Genomic DNA, 16,763 nt, shown 5'->3' with positions numbered 1-16,763 from the left:
ACTTCTAATACCTTTCCATAGGCGTATTCGTCCTTTCTATTTTCTGCAAATAGCCTGTTTTTGAATGGAAAGAGCTTTTTGAATGTTCCTGTTATGGGGGTATCTTACCCTAAAACAAAAGAAACCTACTTTCATATTTTCTATTTTAAGATACCATCATTATTTTTATTAATACCGAATACCGGTTACTTTTATGAAATCATAAAAGCTAACCGGTATTAATTGCATCACCATAAAATAAATTACCGGTTAGCTTTAGCTTAAAAAACTCCTACGTTATCTTATTTAGGGGTTTACAAAACACAAAAAATATAGGCGTTAAAGGAGTTTTTATGATTGAATTATTTAATGCTATGTATGCAAACTAGAAAATACATAGGCGTTTTGAAAATGAATATGAATAGTTTAGCATACAAAATGGGAAGGTAAGTATATATTGCAACCAAGATACAGAAGGCAAAGAATATATAGGTAAATAATAGCAAATTAAGCATAAACACTCAGCACATTATACTGAGAAGGAATAAAAGAGTATGTAACAGATTAGATGTGGAGTATAAATCAGCCAGGATTTATTATTTTATGTTATAGCTTATGGAGAAAAATCTTATGATAATTCATCATCAATTTACTCTTTGCAGAAACAAGCCTGATTACGGGCCTTATTAAAAATAGAAAAAAATATAGAATATGAAGCATTAATAGGTGCCATATGTTTTGAAAGGAACCTAATGGCTGCTATTAAAATTTATGTGCGTTACCAAATAAAGTAAAAAAGTATTAAAACGAAATCTGTCAGGCAAACAGTATTCTGTAACCAGATGATTTGTGCTTCTGTTTAGGAGTTTTGCATTGAGAGGTCCCATAGGACACTTAAGTGGCAGAAACTGCGACTAGGTAAGCCAGTGCCACTGTTTGAGCAGCACAACCTGCCGCGGCCAAAGCTTTCCAGCGAGTTTGGCACTGACTTACCTGCCAGGAACAGTTACTGGCACTTTAGTGGAATATGGGTTCTCGAACAGCAAAACGCATAAACAGAAGCACAAATCATCGTCCACAGCCACAGCCTCCCATTCGTCACCACAACCACCCTTCCGTCTGTCATCCACTACCTAAATTCAAAAAACTCTTTTATTATTATAATAGAAATGGTATAATGTACAATACTAAATAAACTAGGATACGCTTGTGCCATTGTGCATCAATAAAAAGGATGAAGGAAAATGAAAAAGAAAGTTAAAGTAAAAGGTGCGCTGCAGTCCTATCTAAGATGGCCGCTTTTTCTGTCTTTGCTTTTAATAATCATGGATATCGGAATAAACCTAGCAGATAAAAAAGCCGGCATGATGATGAACGGCTTTGTTGTTGTGTATATCATTATAGCCATGGCATTATACTTTTTTAAAAGACCCGGTATCCTTGGTGATATTGTGCGTTTTGCCGCTGACTACGGACAGGTACAGAAACAACTGCTAAAGGATATGGCACTGCCATACGGAGTACTGGACTGTCAGGGAAGGCTTTTGTGGGGAAACAATGAATTTCTTGAAGTGGTAGGCGATGAAAAGCTGGCGAAAAAGAACATTTCCAAGATTTTTCCGGAGATAACGGATGCGGTATTGCCGGTGGATGTCCAGGATCAGGTTATTCATCTGACGAAAGGTAATTTTGCCTATCGAATACTTCTGCGTAAGATAACTGCTAACAGCTTTTTTGATGACCAGGGCTGGGATATTGCGGAAGAGGGCAATGGAGACGATTCCAACAGCCTCATAGGTATGTATATATATGATGAGACAGAGATTAAATCCCTGGCCCGCTTAAACCAGGATCAAAAGATGATAACGGGACTTTTGTATATTGACAATTATGAGGAAGCACTTGAAAGTATCGATGAAGTAAGAAGATCACTGCTGGTAGCATTAGTAGACCGTAAGATTAATAAGTATATGCAGAGTATTGATGCCATCGTAAAGAAGATGGAAAAGGACAAATATATTTTTGTATTTAAATTTAAGTATCTGGCACAGCTCCAGAATAATAAGTTTAATCTGTTAGAGGAAGTAAGAACCATTAACATAGGAAATGAAATGTCTGTAACCATCAGTATCGGACTGGGTGTCAATACAGAATCCTACCAGGCAGGTTATGAATATGCCAGAGCGGCTATTGATCTGGCACTTGGACGCGGAGGTGACCAGGCGGTTGTCAAGGATGGTGACAAGATATCTTATTACGGCGGTAAGAGCATCCAGCTTGAGAAGAGCACCAGGGTAAAGGCCAGAGTAAAAGCCCATGCTTTGAAGGAGTTTGTGGAAGCAAAGGACAAGGTTGTGATAATGGGTCATGCAATTGGTGATGTGGACTCCTTTGGTGCTGCCATCGGTATCTATCGTATTGCAAAGACCTTAAACAAGAAAGCCCATATTGTAATCAATGAGGTTACTACCTCAGTAAGACCACTGATGACCAGATTCATCAACAACCCGGATTATGAAGATGATATGTTCTTAAAAAGTGAGCAGGCCATTGGCATTGTAGATAACAATACCCTTCTGGTAGTTGTGGATGTCAACCGGCCAAGCTATACGGAATGTAAGGAATTACTGGGATTAACCAGAACAATTGTAATTCTGGATCATCATAGGCAGACTGGTGAAGCCATAGAAAATGCCGTACTTTCTTATATTGAGCCCTATGCCTCTTCTTCCTGTGAAATGGTTGCTGAAATTCTTCAGTATATCGGTGACGGGTTAAGGCTGAAACAGGTGGAGGCAGATGCCATGTATGCCGGTGTAATGATAGATACCAACAATTTTCTGACCAAAACAGGTGTAAGGACTTTTGAAGCCGCTGCGTTTTTAAGAAGAAGCGGTGCAGATGTGACCCGTATCAGAAAAGCTTTCCGCAGTGATATGGATGAATATAAAGCAAAGGCAGAGGCCATCAGCGCAACAGAAGTCTATATGGAGCATTATGCCTTGACGGTATGTAACGGTGCCGGGCTAAGCAGTCCCACGGTTCTGGCAGCCCAGGTTGCCAATGAACTGTTAAATATAACGAATATCCGTGCTTCCTTTGTTTTTACAGAATTTAATGATAAGATATATTTAAGTGCCAGATCAATCGATGAAGTGAACGTACAGCTGATTATGGAAAGGCTTGGCGGAGGCGGACATATGAGTGTTGCCGGAGCCCAATTTACAGGTTGTACTTTATCAGAGGCAGTATATAATTTAAAGACAACACTTTCTGGTATGAAAAAGGAAGGCGAATTATAAAGTAACACAATGAGAATGTTTGAAGGAGGCTTAATTATGCAGATTATATTATTACAGGATGTAAAAGCATTAGGTAAGAAAGGGGAGCTGGTTAATGTCAGTGATGGCTATGCCAGAAATTTCATACTTCCCAAAAAGGTGGGTCTTGAGGCCAATGCCAAGAATCTGAATGACTTAAAGCTTCAGAAAGCGGCAGAAGAGAAGAAGCAGAAAGAAATCCTGGAAGAAGCAAAGGTTCTTGCCAGAGATCTGGAAAGCAAGACCCTGGAACTTAAGATAAAGACAGGAGAAGGCGGAAGAACCTTCGGCTCCATCTCCTCAAAAGAAATTGCCCAGGAGTTAAAGACACAGTACAGTCTGGATATTGATAAGAAGAAACTACAGATTAACGATCCAATTAAGACAATCGGGACACATACAGTACCTGTTAAGCTGCATCCTCAGGTAACAGCCGAATTAAAGGTTAAGGTAAGTGAACTATAATATATAAGCTGTGAAGATATTTTTACATGGATAAAGTAAAAGCTAAAATTCATCTTATATAGGATAATTATTATCCGGTATATAAAACCGCCGGGATAGAAGAATCGCCAGGAATTTAGGGAGGAAATACGGTGGATGAGGCATTTATAAAAAAAGTACTTCCTCATAACGGGGAAGCAGAGCAGTCGGTAATTGGCTCTATGATAATGGATAAGGATGCCATAGCAGGGGCTGCCGAGCTACTTACAGGAGATGATTTTTATCAGCAGCGTTTTGGCGTTCTGTTTGAAGCTATTTTGGAATTGTACAATGAGGGTAAGCCGGTTGACCTGATTACCCTTCAGAATAAATTAAAGGAAAAGGAAGCGCCGGAAGAGCTAAACAGCCTGGAGTTTTTCAGGGATATTATAGCATCCGTGCCTACCTCGGCCAACGTCAGATATTATGCGAACATTGTAAAAGAAAAATCCACCTTAAGGCAAATGATCAAGGTTACGGAATCTATTACCAATGATTGCTATATGGACAAAGAGAAGTTAGAAACCATTATGGAGGATTCGGAAAAGAAAATGTTCGATATCCTTCAGAAGAGGAATACCGGAGATTTTGTAAGCATCCGGGACATTGTGTTTAAATCTCTTGAGAGTATAGAAGCTGCAGCCAGAAATAAAGGCAGTGTAACGGGTGTTTCTACAGGTTTTTATGATTTGGATTACAAAACTGCCGGGCTTCAACCCTCAGATCTTATCCTGATAGCGGCCAGACCCTCTATGGGTAAAACCGCTTTCGTTCTTAATATCGCTGAGTATGCGGTTTTAAGGGGAAATGTAACAACTGCCATATTCAGCTTGGAAATGTCAAAAGACCAGCTGGTAAAACGTATTATGTCCATGCATTCCAAGGTTAATTCCCAGTCAATCAGAACTGGTGAATTATCCGATGATGACTGGATCAAGCTGGTGGAAAGTGCCAAGGAGATTGGTAATTCCAATCTTATAATAGATGATACCTCCAGTATTTCTATCGGTGAGCTTCGGTCAAAGTGCAGAAAATATAAGCTGGAATTCAATCTGGGGCTAGTAATCATCGATTATCTCCAGCTTATGACAGGCAGTAAGAAGAATGAGTCCAGACAACAGGAAATTTCAGAAATTTCAAGATCTCTGAAAGGTCTTGCCAGAGAATTAAATGTACCGGTAGTCGCACTGTCACAGCTTAGCCGTGCCGTAGAACAGCGTCCGGATAAACGCCCCATGCTCTCCGATCTTCGTGAATCTGGAGCCATTGAGCAGGATGCGGATATTGTAATGTTTATATATCGTGATGATTATTATAACCATGATTCGGAAGAAGCTGGTATCTCTGAGATTATTATCGGTAAACAAAGAAATGGTCCTGTTGGAACAGTAAAGCTTGCCTGGCAGTCACAGTTTACCAAGTTTGCCAATCTGGAAAGAGGTTAATCGGCAGTGTATGATGTGTTAAGCTGAAGGAAAATGAAATATGCTGTAAAAAGAAGACTTTTTAAAAGAAAAATTATCTTTTAGAAGTCTTTTTTTGTTTGGGATTAAGGTCTTTTTGGGTCTGGTGTCGATGAGAAACTCAAGAAAATACCTGCTTTTTATTGCATTGGACAACCTCTATGTTATAATAGAATTAATGTAAATATATGACAAATCAGAGGAGGATGAGGAATGCAGGAAATGCGATATATGATATCGGAGGCCTCAAAAAAAGTAGAGGTAGAGCAGCATACCTTACGCTATTGGGAAGAAGAACTCGATATACATATTCATCGGAATGAGATGGGTCACAGATATTATAAAGAAGAAGATATTGAAATGTTTAAAGCTGTCAAAATATTTAAAGAGAAGGGGTATCAGCTGAGAGCAATAAAGATGCTATTACCGGAGCTAAAGAAACTAAAGAATCTGGATGAGGAAGAGGTTGGCAGGATCAAGGAAGAATGGGACAGAAAATATGTGGACGAGCTGTCAGAAGAGGACACTCATTCCATGCCTTTAACAGAAAAGAATCTGCCTGCAAGGAGTCCTGACAAGAACAATGAAAGCATTCTTGGAAAGCCTGAGCAAAAGCTGGGACAGTTTAAGGTAATAATGCAGAGCCTATTTATAGACGCCTTAAAGGATAATAATGAATTAATGGCAGAGACCGTCAGCGAAAATGTAACAGATCGGGTTATCAAGCAAATGGATTATCTGCTGCGTGTAAAAGAGGAAAGAGAAGAGGAGAGATTTAAACAATTTGATCGTACCTTGCGGGAAATTCAGCTTGGGCGGGCAGAAGCCGCTGCAGGGTTTTTGAAAAAAAAGAAAAAGACCACCTTTGGCAGAGGAAAATCAAGGTAAGTTCCTTCCCCTTGCCTCGTTCCATATAAGAGGTACTGATATGGCGTCAATTTACACAAGGCAGTACTGGTGACCTGGTATGCCTGAATTTAGAGGGGTTGTAACAGGTCGACGAAAAAGACAATAAAAAAAGACCGCTGCTTTCTAATTTATCAAGGCAACAGTCTTTTTATTGAATATATTAAGCTTCAATAGCACCTGTAGGACATGTAGCTGCACAAGCTCCGCAATCAAGACAGGCATCAGCATCAATTTCATAATGACTAGCACCTTCAGAAATTGCAGAAACGGGACATTCGCTAGCGCAAGCGCCGCAGCTAATACATTCATCACTTATTTTATATGCCATAATTATGTACCTCCTTTATATTTTTTTCATCTATTATTTTAATATAAACAAGCCTATAATACAAGTAAAATATACAATATCTTTCTGGGGAAAGATACCTTGACGATTACTGTCTACTCGACTGTAAAATACAGCAGTTGCGTGACCAATAACACGCTTTGCGATGTACACAAAACGTAAAATCAGTGTTTTGACGCTGCAATTCTCCGGTTTTCGTTGACTTTTGTTTCGCTACACGCACAAAAAACACGTCGCGTTAGTGGCTCTGAACAGTAACCCTTGACGTACTTCCTTACTTAGACTATAATGTAAGAGTTAACAGAGAAAAATAAGTATATTTTTAGATAAACAAGGAGGAATTCACATGGCACAGGTTTCAAAAGATATGACAATCGGTGAAATTATCATGGTTGACCAGGGTGTAGTACCTATTCTTTTAGCTTCCGGAATGCATTGTATCGGATGCCCTTCATCTCAGGGAGAGTCCTTAGAAGAAGCAGCTATGGTACACGGAATGGACGCTGATGAATTACTAAGCACAATCAACGAGTATTTAGAAACAAAATAATGATACAATGCAAAAAAAGATTCTGTGACACCGTATAAGGTGCATTACAGAATCTTTTTATTTTGATTTTCTGTATCGGAAGTATGGATTACAGTTCAGATAATACCTGTATTGCCTTACCCTTTATAATCTGCTCAAAATGCTCATCGTAAAAATAAGTGCTAGCATAAGTTGTAGGCTCAAGTCTGCCGTATTCGGAAACGATATTGCAGATTTTATTGAATTCTTCCGGAGTATGTTCTGATTTGGAAATTACCAGATAATAAACGGAATTTAAAGGATTCTTATAGAGTGTATTAACTCCAAAGTAGCAATGTGAAATAACGCTGGCAAGTTTTTCGACTTCATCTAACGACTTAAAAGAATATACTTTCATAAGATTGGTCTGATAGGATACGGATTTTGCTTCCGTTAGTTTTTCAGAAGGTTCTTCTTTGTTAATAGAAAGAGCTTCCGCTAAGGGAACAAATTCTTCTGAATCCTCTGAGGTGTTATCAGAAAGCAGATCATCAATCTGTCCAAAGGAACTAATGATTTCATCGGCATAGGAATCGTCATTGTCATCCTCATATATATTATCACTGTCGTGATCGTCTGGCGAAAATTTGGAGAACCTGGTATCAAGTTCATCAGGATCTTCTACCTTAGTTATAACCAGAATAAGGCATTCCGGTGAAACTGGTATTGCTTCTATCATAAGTGGTATATCTTCAGCTTCAAATCCAAATTCGTAATTCGCCTGCTGCATCATATCACGGAACAAGGCTTTTGCTTTCTCACTGCCATAAGCTAGCTCACTAATACGTAACTCCCGATCCACTAAATCATCTCTGCTCAAAGTACAGCGAATCTGACGTTCGCTAATTTTCTCTATCTTCATAGAATCACATCCTTTTCTATGTGCTGGCGTGCATCGAAGTTAAGCATGCCGCGCAGGCATTCTATTGCTGAAACAGACAATAAGTGCTGCAACATTGATATAGTACTAGGTAGAAAGATATCTATAGTGATGTTGTATTCAAAGTATAATTTATAAGTTTTACTTAGTCAAGTGATTTTTTCCGCCAATTTCTTGGATTTTCAAACATATGGGGAAATTTATCAGATGTGATTCGGCAGATTATTTGCTTCATAAAAGAACCTGCTTATAACTTTAATATATGCCCTGAAGTTCTAAAGATTACACTATTTTATACCAGGAAGAATCAGGTTGTCTTCCGGGAAAGTAAAATTCTAACCTATAAAAATAGGAGCAAAAATATTTCTCGAAGCAGAAAACTTGCATAATTGTTTTCCAAGTCGATTTGTAGAAACAATAAGTTTAACAGCAGGATTTGACTGAACTTATCTATGGAACAAATAGTTTACCCTAATACTGTAATATAACTCATTTTTTATAACCTTCCGGCTGGTATTTATATCTTGGTAAAAGTGACGGAGAATACACGTAATATTTGTGAATAAATATTGCTAAAAAATGGTTGAGAATACAATCGGGAAAAGCTATAATAAGAGTGGAAACCTTGATATATTCCCGCCTAAACCGAAAAGAAAGGAGACAATGAAAGATCCGATTTGGTTTGGTAAATATCAGATAATAAAAGTCCTTGGAAAAGGCGGCAGCGGGGAAGTTTATCTGGCCAGACATATAAAATTATCTTCTCTGTGCGCAATTAAGCGTATCGCAAAGGGGCATACCCTTCACGAACAGCTCCTTCATGAAGCTGTTATCTTAAAAAATCTATCACATCCATGCATTCCTGTAATTTATGATTTTGAAGAAGATGAAGAATATTCCTACATTATTGAACAGTATATGGAGGGAATACTTCTAAAAGAGTATTTAAAGAAAGAAGGCCGTCTAAAGGAAGCCTTTATTCTGGCTATTGGAATTTCTATCTGTGATCTGTTTCTCTATCTTTACTCTCTTAAGAATCCCGTACTTTATCTGGACTTAAATCCTGGCAATATTATACTGAAAGACAATGAGGTTAAACTAATTGATTTCGGAGCTTGTGTGTATAAAAACAACACGGAGGCCAGAAAGTTTGCTTTGGGTACACGAGGGTTTGCTGCCCCGGAGTTGAAATCAAAAGCTGCTCCGGATGAAAGAAGTGATGTGTATGCCATTGGTGCCCTCTTAAAAGCCATGATTATGGGCGATGGTTATAATCACAAAGAGAGCAAAGGAGATAAAATAGCAGAAAAACTGTACTCCAGGGAGCTTCTTCGTATCCTTCATAAATCTCTGGGACACCAGTCTGTATTACGTTATCCTACGGTTGCTATGCTAAAAAAGAAATTAACAAAACAAAATCGGAGATATAAGAGCGGCAAAGTAATATCAAGGGAATCCTTTACCGTAGCAGTAGGAGGTGTACAGAACAGAACAGGGACTACCCATCTTGCCTTCCTTTTAAACAGCTACCTGAACTGTTTGGGAGTTAGAAGTATTTATATAGAAAGAAATACCTCAGGGCATTTACTTGAATTTCTAAACAGACAAGGGACCAAATTGCAATCGGACGGTATCTGGAGGCTGAAGGGAAATAGCTATCTGACAGGGGCCGGGCTTGCTGCAATTCCGGAAATTGACAAGTATAAAGTGATTATCAGTGATTACGGGGTAATAGAATCCGAAAATATTGATTTATGGGAGGAAGACTTAAAGCTTGTTACGGCAGGAGGCAAGATTTGGGAGAATGAAAGCATCAAAGAATTTCTTTCGGTGCCAGGGAGACCTTCTGTGAAAGTGCTTCTTAATTATCTAAATGGAAAGCAATTCAGGGACTTCATAGAAAACTTTGGTGATGGTAATTTTATACGCATCCCCTATGAGCCTGATCCCTTTAATGCATCCTTAACGGATGAAATGAAGGACTTTCTGGAGCAATTAATAGAAGAATTATAATTGAAAGAGGTAGGTTGAATAATAAATTCTTCAACCGCAAGTTTGTGCTTGTGCACCACAAACTTGATATGCGCAAAGAGCGTGCGCAAGAATAGAGGTTAAAATGTGAGATTCCTTAAAAGCAGCGGACTTAACAGGAATAGGAATAAAAATCTGGGCAGATTATCAATAGGTATAACTTCAGTATTTAAGGGAGCCGGCGCAACCCATCTTGGGCTTATGCTTACTTCCTGTATAAGTGAGGGTCTTGGTCTGAGGACGGCATATCTTCACTGTCAGAACAGTAAGGATATTGCATATTTGTATAATTACTTTCATAGTCTGAATGAAAAGGAAAGTCAGGAAGCCTTTACAGTAGCCAATGCAACCTTTTATCCTTATGTCAGCAGTGAGAAGATTGCTCCTATTCTGGCAAGAAGCTATGATAGTGTTGTTCTGGATTTTGGCATAGACTATTCTGAATATAAGGAAGAGTATCTTCGCTGTGATAAGAAGATTACTGTTGGCAGCCTCAATCCCTGGAAGAGATTTTATCTGGAGGAGTTTATAAGTAAATCAGAGAATATCACCGGCAGCGCAGAATGGATTTATGCAGTTACACATACAGATTCAAAGACTGCGAAAAAGGGAGCGAAACTGCTGCAGAAGAAATTTACTGTAATTCCTTATCTGGAAGATCCCTTTTATCTGTCAGCGGAAGCCATGAACATTACAAAAAGCATTATATATAGAAAGAGCTGATAAAGGTTAAGTATAACATATCACAAATGACCGACTTATCCAAAAACAAGTAAAAGGTTGAAGGCATTCAACTTCTGCTTGGTTCCAGGCTTTCTCATTATGAACTATAAACAGGCCTGCATACCGTATCCTCAATACAGCAGGCACTGGGGGTATAGCATTATACTGTATAATTGTCTCTTAAAAGGGATAAAATACCAAATAATGACTATACCCCCTCTTTATTTCCAGGAAAAACAATAGGATTTTGGAAAAAAGTCGAATTTCATAATGACGGTAAATAGAATCAATGCTATAATAGTATCAGTTGAAACGCACTGTAAAGAGGATACAAATATATGCCTGTGGCCCAAAGTTTGCAGGCTGTGAGAAAGGCATGGTTATTAATATGAGGAAACAAAGGAATATGACAGTGGCAGGGTTTTCTGTAGCACTGCTGATATTACTGATCTTAATCATAACTGCTGTTGTAAAAAAGTTTACTCCCAGTGATGAGCACATGGAACTGACAGACTACTACCCCGTTAAAGGGAATGAAGTACAGATAATCCTGCAGGATACCATCTATGAGAAGAAGGGAATCCTACAAGATGGTCAGGTATATCTTGATATTGAAACCGTGAAGAATATTTTCAATGACAGATTTTATTGGGATGAGAATGAGAATATCTTAAGTTATACCACACCCAATGAGATTATCAGAGCAGAAATCGGAAATAAATATTATAATGAAAATAACGGTTCCATCGATACCGATTACCAGCCGGTAATCCTGGAGGAACAGACCGTTTACGTTGCCATAGATTTCGTGAAGCAGTATTCTGATATACGTTATAAATATTATAAGGAACCCTCCAGAGTAGTCGTTGATTATAAATGGGGTGACTTACTGGTTACCAAAGCAAAGAAGGAAGCACAGTTACGTTATAAAGGAAATATCAAAAGTGATATCTTAAAGGATGTAACCCCTGAAGATGAGCTGCTGTTACTGGATACCGACCAAGCTTCAGCAGGAAAGTTCTACAAGGTAATATCAAAGGATGGTATTATCGGTTATGTAAAAGCGAAGCAAATGGTAAAACCATATTATAGTACATTAGAGAGTAGCTACACTCCCCCTGAATATTCTCACATATCCCTTCAAGGCAAGGTAAACCTTGTCTGGCATCAGGTTACAAATCAAGATGCAAATAAGAGCCTTACGGATCTGCTGGCTAATACCAAAGGAGTTAATTGTGTTTCTCCTACCTGGTTTAAACTGGCTGATAACAATGGGGGTATCACCTCCCTTGCCAGTGAAAGCTATGTGGAACGAGCTCATAATTTAGGACTGCAGGTCTGGGCCCTGGTGGATGATTTTAGCACAGAGGTTGACAAAAAAGAAGTATTCTCCCATACCTCTAAGCGAAAGAAACTTGTAAATGAACTTGTTGCAGAGACCATAAAATATGGTATAGATGGCATCAATATAGATTTTGAGAACATACCCGGTGAAGCGGGAGAAGATTATATACAGTTCATACGGGAACTTTCCGTTAAATGCCGCAGTAATGGCATCGTACTGTCCATTGACAACTATGTGCCCGCCAGTTACAATTCCCATTACAACTGGGAGGAGCAGGGAGTTATTGCAGATTATGTAATCATAATGGCATATGACGAGCATCACAGCGGATCAGAGGTAAGTGGCTCGGTGTCTTCCATCAGCTTTGTTGAAAAGGCAGTAAAGGAAATTACGAAATACGTTCCCAAGGAAAGAGTTGTAATGGGTATTCCTTTCTATACCAGACTGTGGAAAGAAGAAAAGCAGGAGGATGGAACTGTTAAGGTAACCTCAGAAGCATATGGAATGAGAGCGGCTGAGAATTTCTTAAAAGATAATAATGTTAAAGCAGAATGGGATAACGGAACCGGACAGTATTACGGTGAGTTTGAAAAGGATGGTATTTTGAATAGAATGTGGCTGGAGGAAGAGGAATCTCTCGAGGCTAAATTAAAAGCAATTTCAGGTGCTGACGTAGCCGGAGTTGCCGGCTGGAAGCTTGGACTTGAAAAGGACAGTATCTGGAATGTAATCGTCAAATATATAAATTAAAGGAGTGGAACCTGTAAAGTGATTCATAGGGCTCGAATTTAGCTCATACAATATAATAAAACAACCTGATTGGATATTTTATTGTGAATAAAAGAAGGCTTTACAAAAATTACTTCCACCTCCTGTTCCTGTGTTTTGTCTGCCTGGCAGTATACACCTTAAATGACCCTTCTGTACTAGTTATGCAGAGGGACTCGAAAACGGAGAACACTGACGGGCAGTTAACAATTATATTGGACCCCGGACATGGTGGCAGAGACCCAGGAAAAGTTGGGATAAACGGAGCTCTGGAAAAGGATATCAATTTAGCGGTAGCCATGAGACTGAAAAGTTTATTGGAGCAGAATGATATTCGGGTCATCATGACAAGGGACACGGATGATGGCTTGTACAAAGACAGTGACAATAACAAAAAAGCAGTAGACATGAGAAATCGTGTGGATATTATTAATAACAGCAAAGCTGTATTAGCAGTCAGCATCCATCAGAACAGCTATACCAGTGAAGAGATAAAAGGTGCACAGGTATTCTATTACACCAAATCCCCTGAGGGTAAGCAATTTGCCGGTGTAATGCAAAATCAGCTGAAAGCCACGCTCATGGACGGCAACAAAAGGGAAGCAAAATCCAACGATTCTTATTATATGTTAAGAAAGACGGAATGCCCTATTGTAATAGTGGAATGCGGCTATTTATCCAATACCGGGGAAGCTACGATTCTTTTAACAGAAGACTACCAGGAAAAGATGGCTTGGGCAATACACTTAGGAATCTTTCGTTATCTGAATTCTATGAATAAATAAGGTACAAAGAAAACATGGTATTCTTTCAGGGATGGTGTTATAATGTACCTGTTATTGGTATGAAATTTATTTCATACCAAATAAAATGCTGACTTGTGACCCGACAGGAAGCTCAAGAAAGGACGGGGCATTTTCGTCAAGGATAGGGCCTGTCACTATGGTATAAAGATACTACTATAATAAATAACAGAAGCTACCCAAGAACCTGGGTTTGGTAAACCAACATGAAAACGAAATTTATTCAATTAGACTGTAACAACATTGATAATAAGAAAATAATAGAAGCGGCGGAAATATTAAAACAGGGAGGATTAGTGGCTTTTCCCACTGAGACGGTATATGGACTGGGAGCGGATGGATTAAATGAAGAAGCTTCCGGCAAAATTTATGCCGCCAAGGGAAGGCCTTCTGATAATCCTCTAATTCTTCATATAAGTTCCATGAAAGCATTGGATGCTTTAACAGCAGGGGACTGTACCTTAGGCAGAAAGCTTGCAGAAGCATTTTGGCCCGGTCCGCTGACCTTAATATTTAAAAAGAGCAACCTGGTGCCTTTAACTACCACAGGAGGGTTGGACACCGTGGCAATCAGGATGCCTGCTCATCCTATTGCTTTTGAACTGATACGGCAGGCAGGACTATATATAGCAGCACCCAGTGCCAATGCGTCCGGAAGACCAAGTCCTACCACTGCTAAACATGTGATTGAGGATATGGATGGACGGATAGATATGATACTGGATGGAGGCAGTGCAGATATCGGACTGGAATCCACTATAGTAGATGTATCGGCAGATATACCGATTATCTTAAGACCTGGTTATATAACTCTGGAGGATATTATAGGAATTACCGGAGAGGCAGAATATGATAAGGGACTGCTTCAAAAACCGGAATCCGAGGACTTTAAGCCCAAAGCACCGGGTATGAAATACAAGCATTATGCACCCAGAGGGCAGCTTACGATCTATGAAGGTGAAAGTAAAGCAGTAGTCAGGGCAATAAACCAGGCAGCTGAGAAAAAGCTGAAGGAAGGCTATAGGGTTGGGATTATAGCGACAGATGAAACCCTTTTAAGCTATGAGAAAGGCCTGATTAAAACCATAGGAACCAGAAAAGATGAGAAGACCATTGCGGCCGGATTGTTTAAGATACTAAGAGATTTTGACGGAGAACAGGCAGATTATATCTACTCCGAAAGTTTTTATGATAATCATTTAGGACAGGCTATTATGAATCGTCTGTTAAAAGCTGCTGGTTATCATATAGAGAAAGTTTAAACAGATTAAAAAGCATTTTGTGGCTTGCCCACAGATGGGAGTTAATAATGATAAGATATGAAAAGATTATTTTTGTCTGCACGGGAAATACCTGTAGAAGCCCCATGGCAGAGACAATTTATCGCAGTATGGAAACAAACAGTGATATAACGGTAACCTCCAGGGGAATCGTGGTTTTATTTTCTGAGCCCTTTAACCCAAAGGCAGATACTGTGCTAAAAAATCATAATCTTGAACTGGAGGGGCATTTTTCCAAGCCGCTCAAAAACTCAGACATTGATGAAAATACCTTGATACTGACAATGACTGAAAAGCAAAAGCAAATAGTGACGGAAGATTTTAAGGATACCGGAAACGTATATACTATTAAAGAGTTCGTGGGTGAAAGCGGAGATGTTACAGATCCTTACGGCGGAACCCTTATCGATTATGAAGATTGCTATGTAGAGCTTGCAAGGCTTGTGAAAAAGACAGTATATAAACTCAACGAGGAGGAAAACACATGATAGCGTTAGGTTGTGACCATGGCGGTTTTGAATTAAAGCAGGAGATTATAAAGCATCTTGAAGGAAAAAATATTGCTTATAAGGATTGCGGTACTTATACAGAGGAATCCTGCGATTATCCGGTGTATGCCAGAAAAGTAACAGATGCTGTATTAAGCAAGGAATGTGAACTTGGAATACTGATTTGCGGAACTGGAATAGGTATATCCATAGCTGCCAATAAGGTGAAAGGCATACGTGCGGCACTCTGCCATGACTGCTTTAGCGCGGAAGCCACCAGATCTCATAATGATGCCAATATTCTTGCTATGGGTGCAAGGGTTATTGGTCCCGGACATGCATTAAAGGTGGTCGATACCTTCCTTGAGACTCCTTTCTCTCAGGATGAGAGACATATAAGAAGAATCAATCTGATTGAAGATTAATGAAGCAATCCGTATAATCTCCATATTATGGGTAAGAATATTATATAACTTTTATATAATTTAGAACGTTTACCCAGTGTGGAGGCTTAATATGAATACATCAGGAAGTATTTACAGACAACTGAAAAAGGTTTTATTTACCGGAAAACAGAAGACCTGGATATATATAGTTGGGATCTTGTGGATTGCAGTGATTGTCCAGATAGGTGTTAATCATCTGCTGATTCCAAAGGTAAGTCTGTTGGAGGCATTTGTGGGTACTAACACCAATGTATCTTCCTATGAACTTGAGATGTATGCAAGCTGTGGAAAAGGCATTTTAACGGAAGAAGAGAAAAATGCTTATATCTATTATATTGCGGAGAATATCGGTCTTACGATAGAACAGACACCTTCTGTTACCATGAACGGTGAGGAATCAGAAGTCGTCGTTGAAAAAACCGGAAAAAATGCGGATACTTCTGTAAAAATCGTAACTCTGAAGCAGCAGGATGCGGATGGAACCGGGAATTATCATAATTATATTCTAATCCGCCTGAAATTATATGATAATACAGAAAGTCTGCTCTCTTACCGTAAGATACTTGAGAATACCTTAAAAGAACTGGGAGCAGAAAATGTTCAGACAACCATGCAGCTTTCCAGTAAATATAAGGGACAGTTAAGCATGGACAGCAGAAATCAGATAACCGATGCCATGATTAGAAGTCTGGGCGGTAAAGAAGCCTATGCCTACCGAGAGGAAAGTCTTTATACAGTATACGCCTACAGCGGGCTGTTAAAGGAATATGTAACCTCAATGGGAACCAAGATTAATATTCATATTGCAATTCAATATGATGAAGATACAGATTCAACCATTGTCTACCTGGGAACACCGGTAATCAACGGTGGGTATTAAACCGCTGTTCACTTCTTGCTCCGCTTCACGGCGGAACAGAAGTGAGACAGC

15 protein-coding genes are annotated in these 16,763 nt (G+C 39.2%); 13 read left to right on the top strand and 2 right to left on the bottom strand.

Annotated features, from left to right (window positions below; genetic code table 11):
• Positions 1-1,223 precede the first annotated feature (1,223 nt).
• From R2R35_RS10810 to R2R35_RS10795, 4 genes are all read left to right on the top strand, one after another.
• Positions 1,224-3,281, top strand: coding sequence for a DHH family phosphoesterase (locus tag R2R35_RS10810; RefSeq protein WP_317734529.1), 2,058 nt, complete (start codon positions 1,224-1,226; stop codon positions 3,279-3,281).
• A 36-nt stretch (positions 3,282-3,317) separates the two neighbouring features.
• Positions 3,318-3,764: a 50S ribosomal protein L9 gene (gene rplI / locus R2R35_RS10805; RefSeq protein ID WP_317734528.1), complete on the top strand. Its 447-nt coding sequence runs from the start codon at positions 3,318-3,320 to the stop codon at positions 3,762-3,764.
• A 131-nt stretch (positions 3,765-3,895) separates the two neighbouring features.
• On the top strand, positions 3,896-5,227 hold the full coding sequence (dnaB, locus tag R2R35_RS10800; protein WP_033164438.1) for a replicative DNA helicase: 1,332 nt from the start codon (positions 3,896-3,898) through the stop codon (positions 5,225-5,227).
• Positions 5,228-5,458: 231 nt separating this feature from the next.
• Entirely contained in the window at positions 5,459-6,133 is a 675-nt protein-coding gene (locus R2R35_RS10795; RefSeq protein WP_317734527.1) for a helix-turn-helix domain-containing protein, read from the top strand.
• 181 nt (positions 6,134-6,314) lie between these two features.
• On the opposite strand, the gene R2R35_RS10790 is transcribed toward R2R35_RS10795, so the two are convergent.
• A complete protein-coding gene (locus R2R35_RS10790) occupies positions 6,315-6,482 on the bottom strand; it encodes a DUF362 domain-containing protein (protein ID WP_317734526.1) in 168 nt (55 codons plus the stop codon).
• Between the two features lie 364 nt (positions 6,483-6,846).
• Between R2R35_RS10790 and R2R35_RS10785 the strand changes: the two genes are divergently transcribed.
• A complete protein-coding gene (locus R2R35_RS10785; protein ID WP_033164441.1) occupies positions 6,847-7,050 on the top strand; it encodes a DUF1858 domain-containing protein in 204 nt (67 codons plus the stop codon).
• Positions 7,051-7,138: 88 nt separating this feature from the next.
• Here R2R35_RS10785 and R2R35_RS10780 read toward each other — a convergent pair whose 3' ends face one another.
• Positions 7,139-7,930, bottom strand: coding sequence for an adaptor protein MecA (locus R2R35_RS10780; RefSeq protein ID WP_033164442.1), 792 nt, complete (start codon positions 7,928-7,930; stop codon positions 7,139-7,141).
• A gap of 681 nt (positions 7,931-8,611) precedes the next feature.
• Here R2R35_RS10780 and R2R35_RS10775 point away from each other — a divergent pair.
• The 8 genes from R2R35_RS10775 to R2R35_RS10740 all read left to right on the top strand — a co-directional run bounded on the left by R2R35_RS10775 (position 8,612) and on the right by R2R35_RS10740 (position 16,712).
• On the top strand, positions 8,612-9,961 hold the full coding sequence (locus R2R35_RS10775) for a serine/threonine protein kinase (protein ID WP_317734525.1): 1,350 nt from the start codon (positions 8,612-8,614) through the stop codon (positions 9,959-9,961).
• A 105-nt stretch (positions 9,962-10,066) separates the two neighbouring features.
• On the top strand, positions 10,067-10,702 hold the full coding sequence (locus R2R35_RS10770) for a hypothetical protein (protein WP_317734523.1): 636 nt from the start codon (positions 10,067-10,069) through the stop codon (positions 10,700-10,702).
• A 376-nt stretch (positions 10,703-11,078) separates the two neighbouring features.
• Entirely contained in the window at positions 11,079-12,797 is a 1,719-nt protein-coding gene (locus R2R35_RS10765) for a glycosyl hydrolase family 18 protein (RefSeq protein WP_317734521.1), read from the top strand.
• Positions 12,798-12,880: 83 nt separating this feature from the next.
• Positions 12,881-13,600, top strand: a complete 720-nt coding sequence (locus R2R35_RS10760; RefSeq protein ID WP_317734520.1) for an N-acetylmuramoyl-L-alanine amidase — start codon at positions 12,881-12,883, stop codon at positions 13,598-13,600.
• Positions 13,601-13,824: 224 nt separating this feature from the next.
• Positions 13,825-14,880, top strand: coding sequence for an L-threonylcarbamoyladenylate synthase (locus R2R35_RS10755; protein WP_317734519.1), 1,056 nt, complete (start codon positions 13,825-13,827; stop codon positions 14,878-14,880).
• A 47-nt stretch (positions 14,881-14,927) separates the two neighbouring features.
• Positions 14,928-15,386, top strand: a complete 459-nt coding sequence (locus tag R2R35_RS10750; protein WP_033164447.1) for a low molecular weight protein arginine phosphatase — start codon at positions 14,928-14,930, stop codon at positions 15,384-15,386.
• Complete coding sequence (rpiB, locus tag R2R35_RS10745; RefSeq protein ID WP_317734518.1) at positions 15,383-15,811, top strand: ribose 5-phosphate isomerase B; 429 nt, start codon at positions 15,383-15,385, stop codon at positions 15,809-15,811. Before R2R35_RS10750 ends, rpiB begins: the two co-directional genes overlap by 4 nt.
• Before the next feature lie 91 nt (positions 15,812-15,902).
• Complete coding sequence (locus R2R35_RS10740; protein ID WP_317734517.1) at positions 15,903-16,712, top strand: YwmB family TATA-box binding protein; 810 nt, start codon at positions 15,903-15,905, stop codon at positions 16,710-16,712.
• Positions 16,713-16,763: the final 51 nt, after the last annotated feature.

This window comes from Anaerocolumna sp. AGMB13020 (assembly GCF_033100115.1).
Classification (GTDB): Bacteria; Bacillota; Clostridia; order Lachnospirales; family Lachnospiraceae; genus Anaerocolumna.
The sequence above is the reverse complement of the archived record's forward strand: the minus strand, read 5'-3'. Positions and strand labels throughout refer to the sequence as shown.

Coding starts and splice junctions, on each gene's coding strand:
- R2R35_RS10740 (WP_317734517.1), top strand. CDS start 15,903: ATGAATACATCAGGAAGTATTTACAGACAACTGAAAAAGGTTTTATTT.
- R2R35_RS10795 (WP_317734527.1), top strand. CDS start 5,459: ATGCAGGAAATGCGATATATGATATCGGAGGCCTCAAAAAAAGTAGAG.
- rplI (WP_317734528.1), top strand. CDS start 3,318: ATGCAGATTATATTATTACAGGATGTAAAAGCATTAGGTAAGAAAGGG.
- rpiB (WP_317734518.1), top strand. CDS start 15,383: ATGATAGCGTTAGGTTGTGACCATGGCGGTTTTGAATTAAAGCAGGAG.
- R2R35_RS10775 (WP_317734525.1), top strand. CDS start 8,612: ATGAAAGATCCGATTTGGTTTGGTAAATATCAGATAATAAAAGTCCTT.
- R2R35_RS10755 (WP_317734519.1), top strand. CDS start 13,825: ATGAAAACGAAATTTATTCAATTAGACTGTAACAACATTGATAATAAG.
- R2R35_RS10810 (WP_317734529.1), top strand. CDS start 1,224: ATGAAAAAGAAAGTTAAAGTAAAAGGTGCGCTGCAGTCCTATCTAAGA.
- R2R35_RS10785 (WP_033164441.1), top strand. CDS start 6,847: ATGGCACAGGTTTCAAAAGATATGACAATCGGTGAAATTATCATGGTT.
- R2R35_RS10765 (WP_317734521.1), top strand. CDS start 11,079: ATGGTTATTAATATGAGGAAACAAAGGAATATGACAGTGGCAGGGTTT.
- R2R35_RS10790 (WP_317734526.1), bottom strand. CDS start 6,482: ATGGCATATAAAATAAGTGATGAATGTATTAGCTGCGGCGCTTGCGCT.
- R2R35_RS10780 (WP_033164442.1), bottom strand. CDS start 7,930: ATGAAGATAGAGAAAATTAGCGAACGTCAGATTCGCTGTACTTTGAGC.
- R2R35_RS10750 (WP_033164447.1), top strand. CDS start 14,928: ATGATAAGATATGAAAAGATTATTTTTGTCTGCACGGGAAATACCTGT.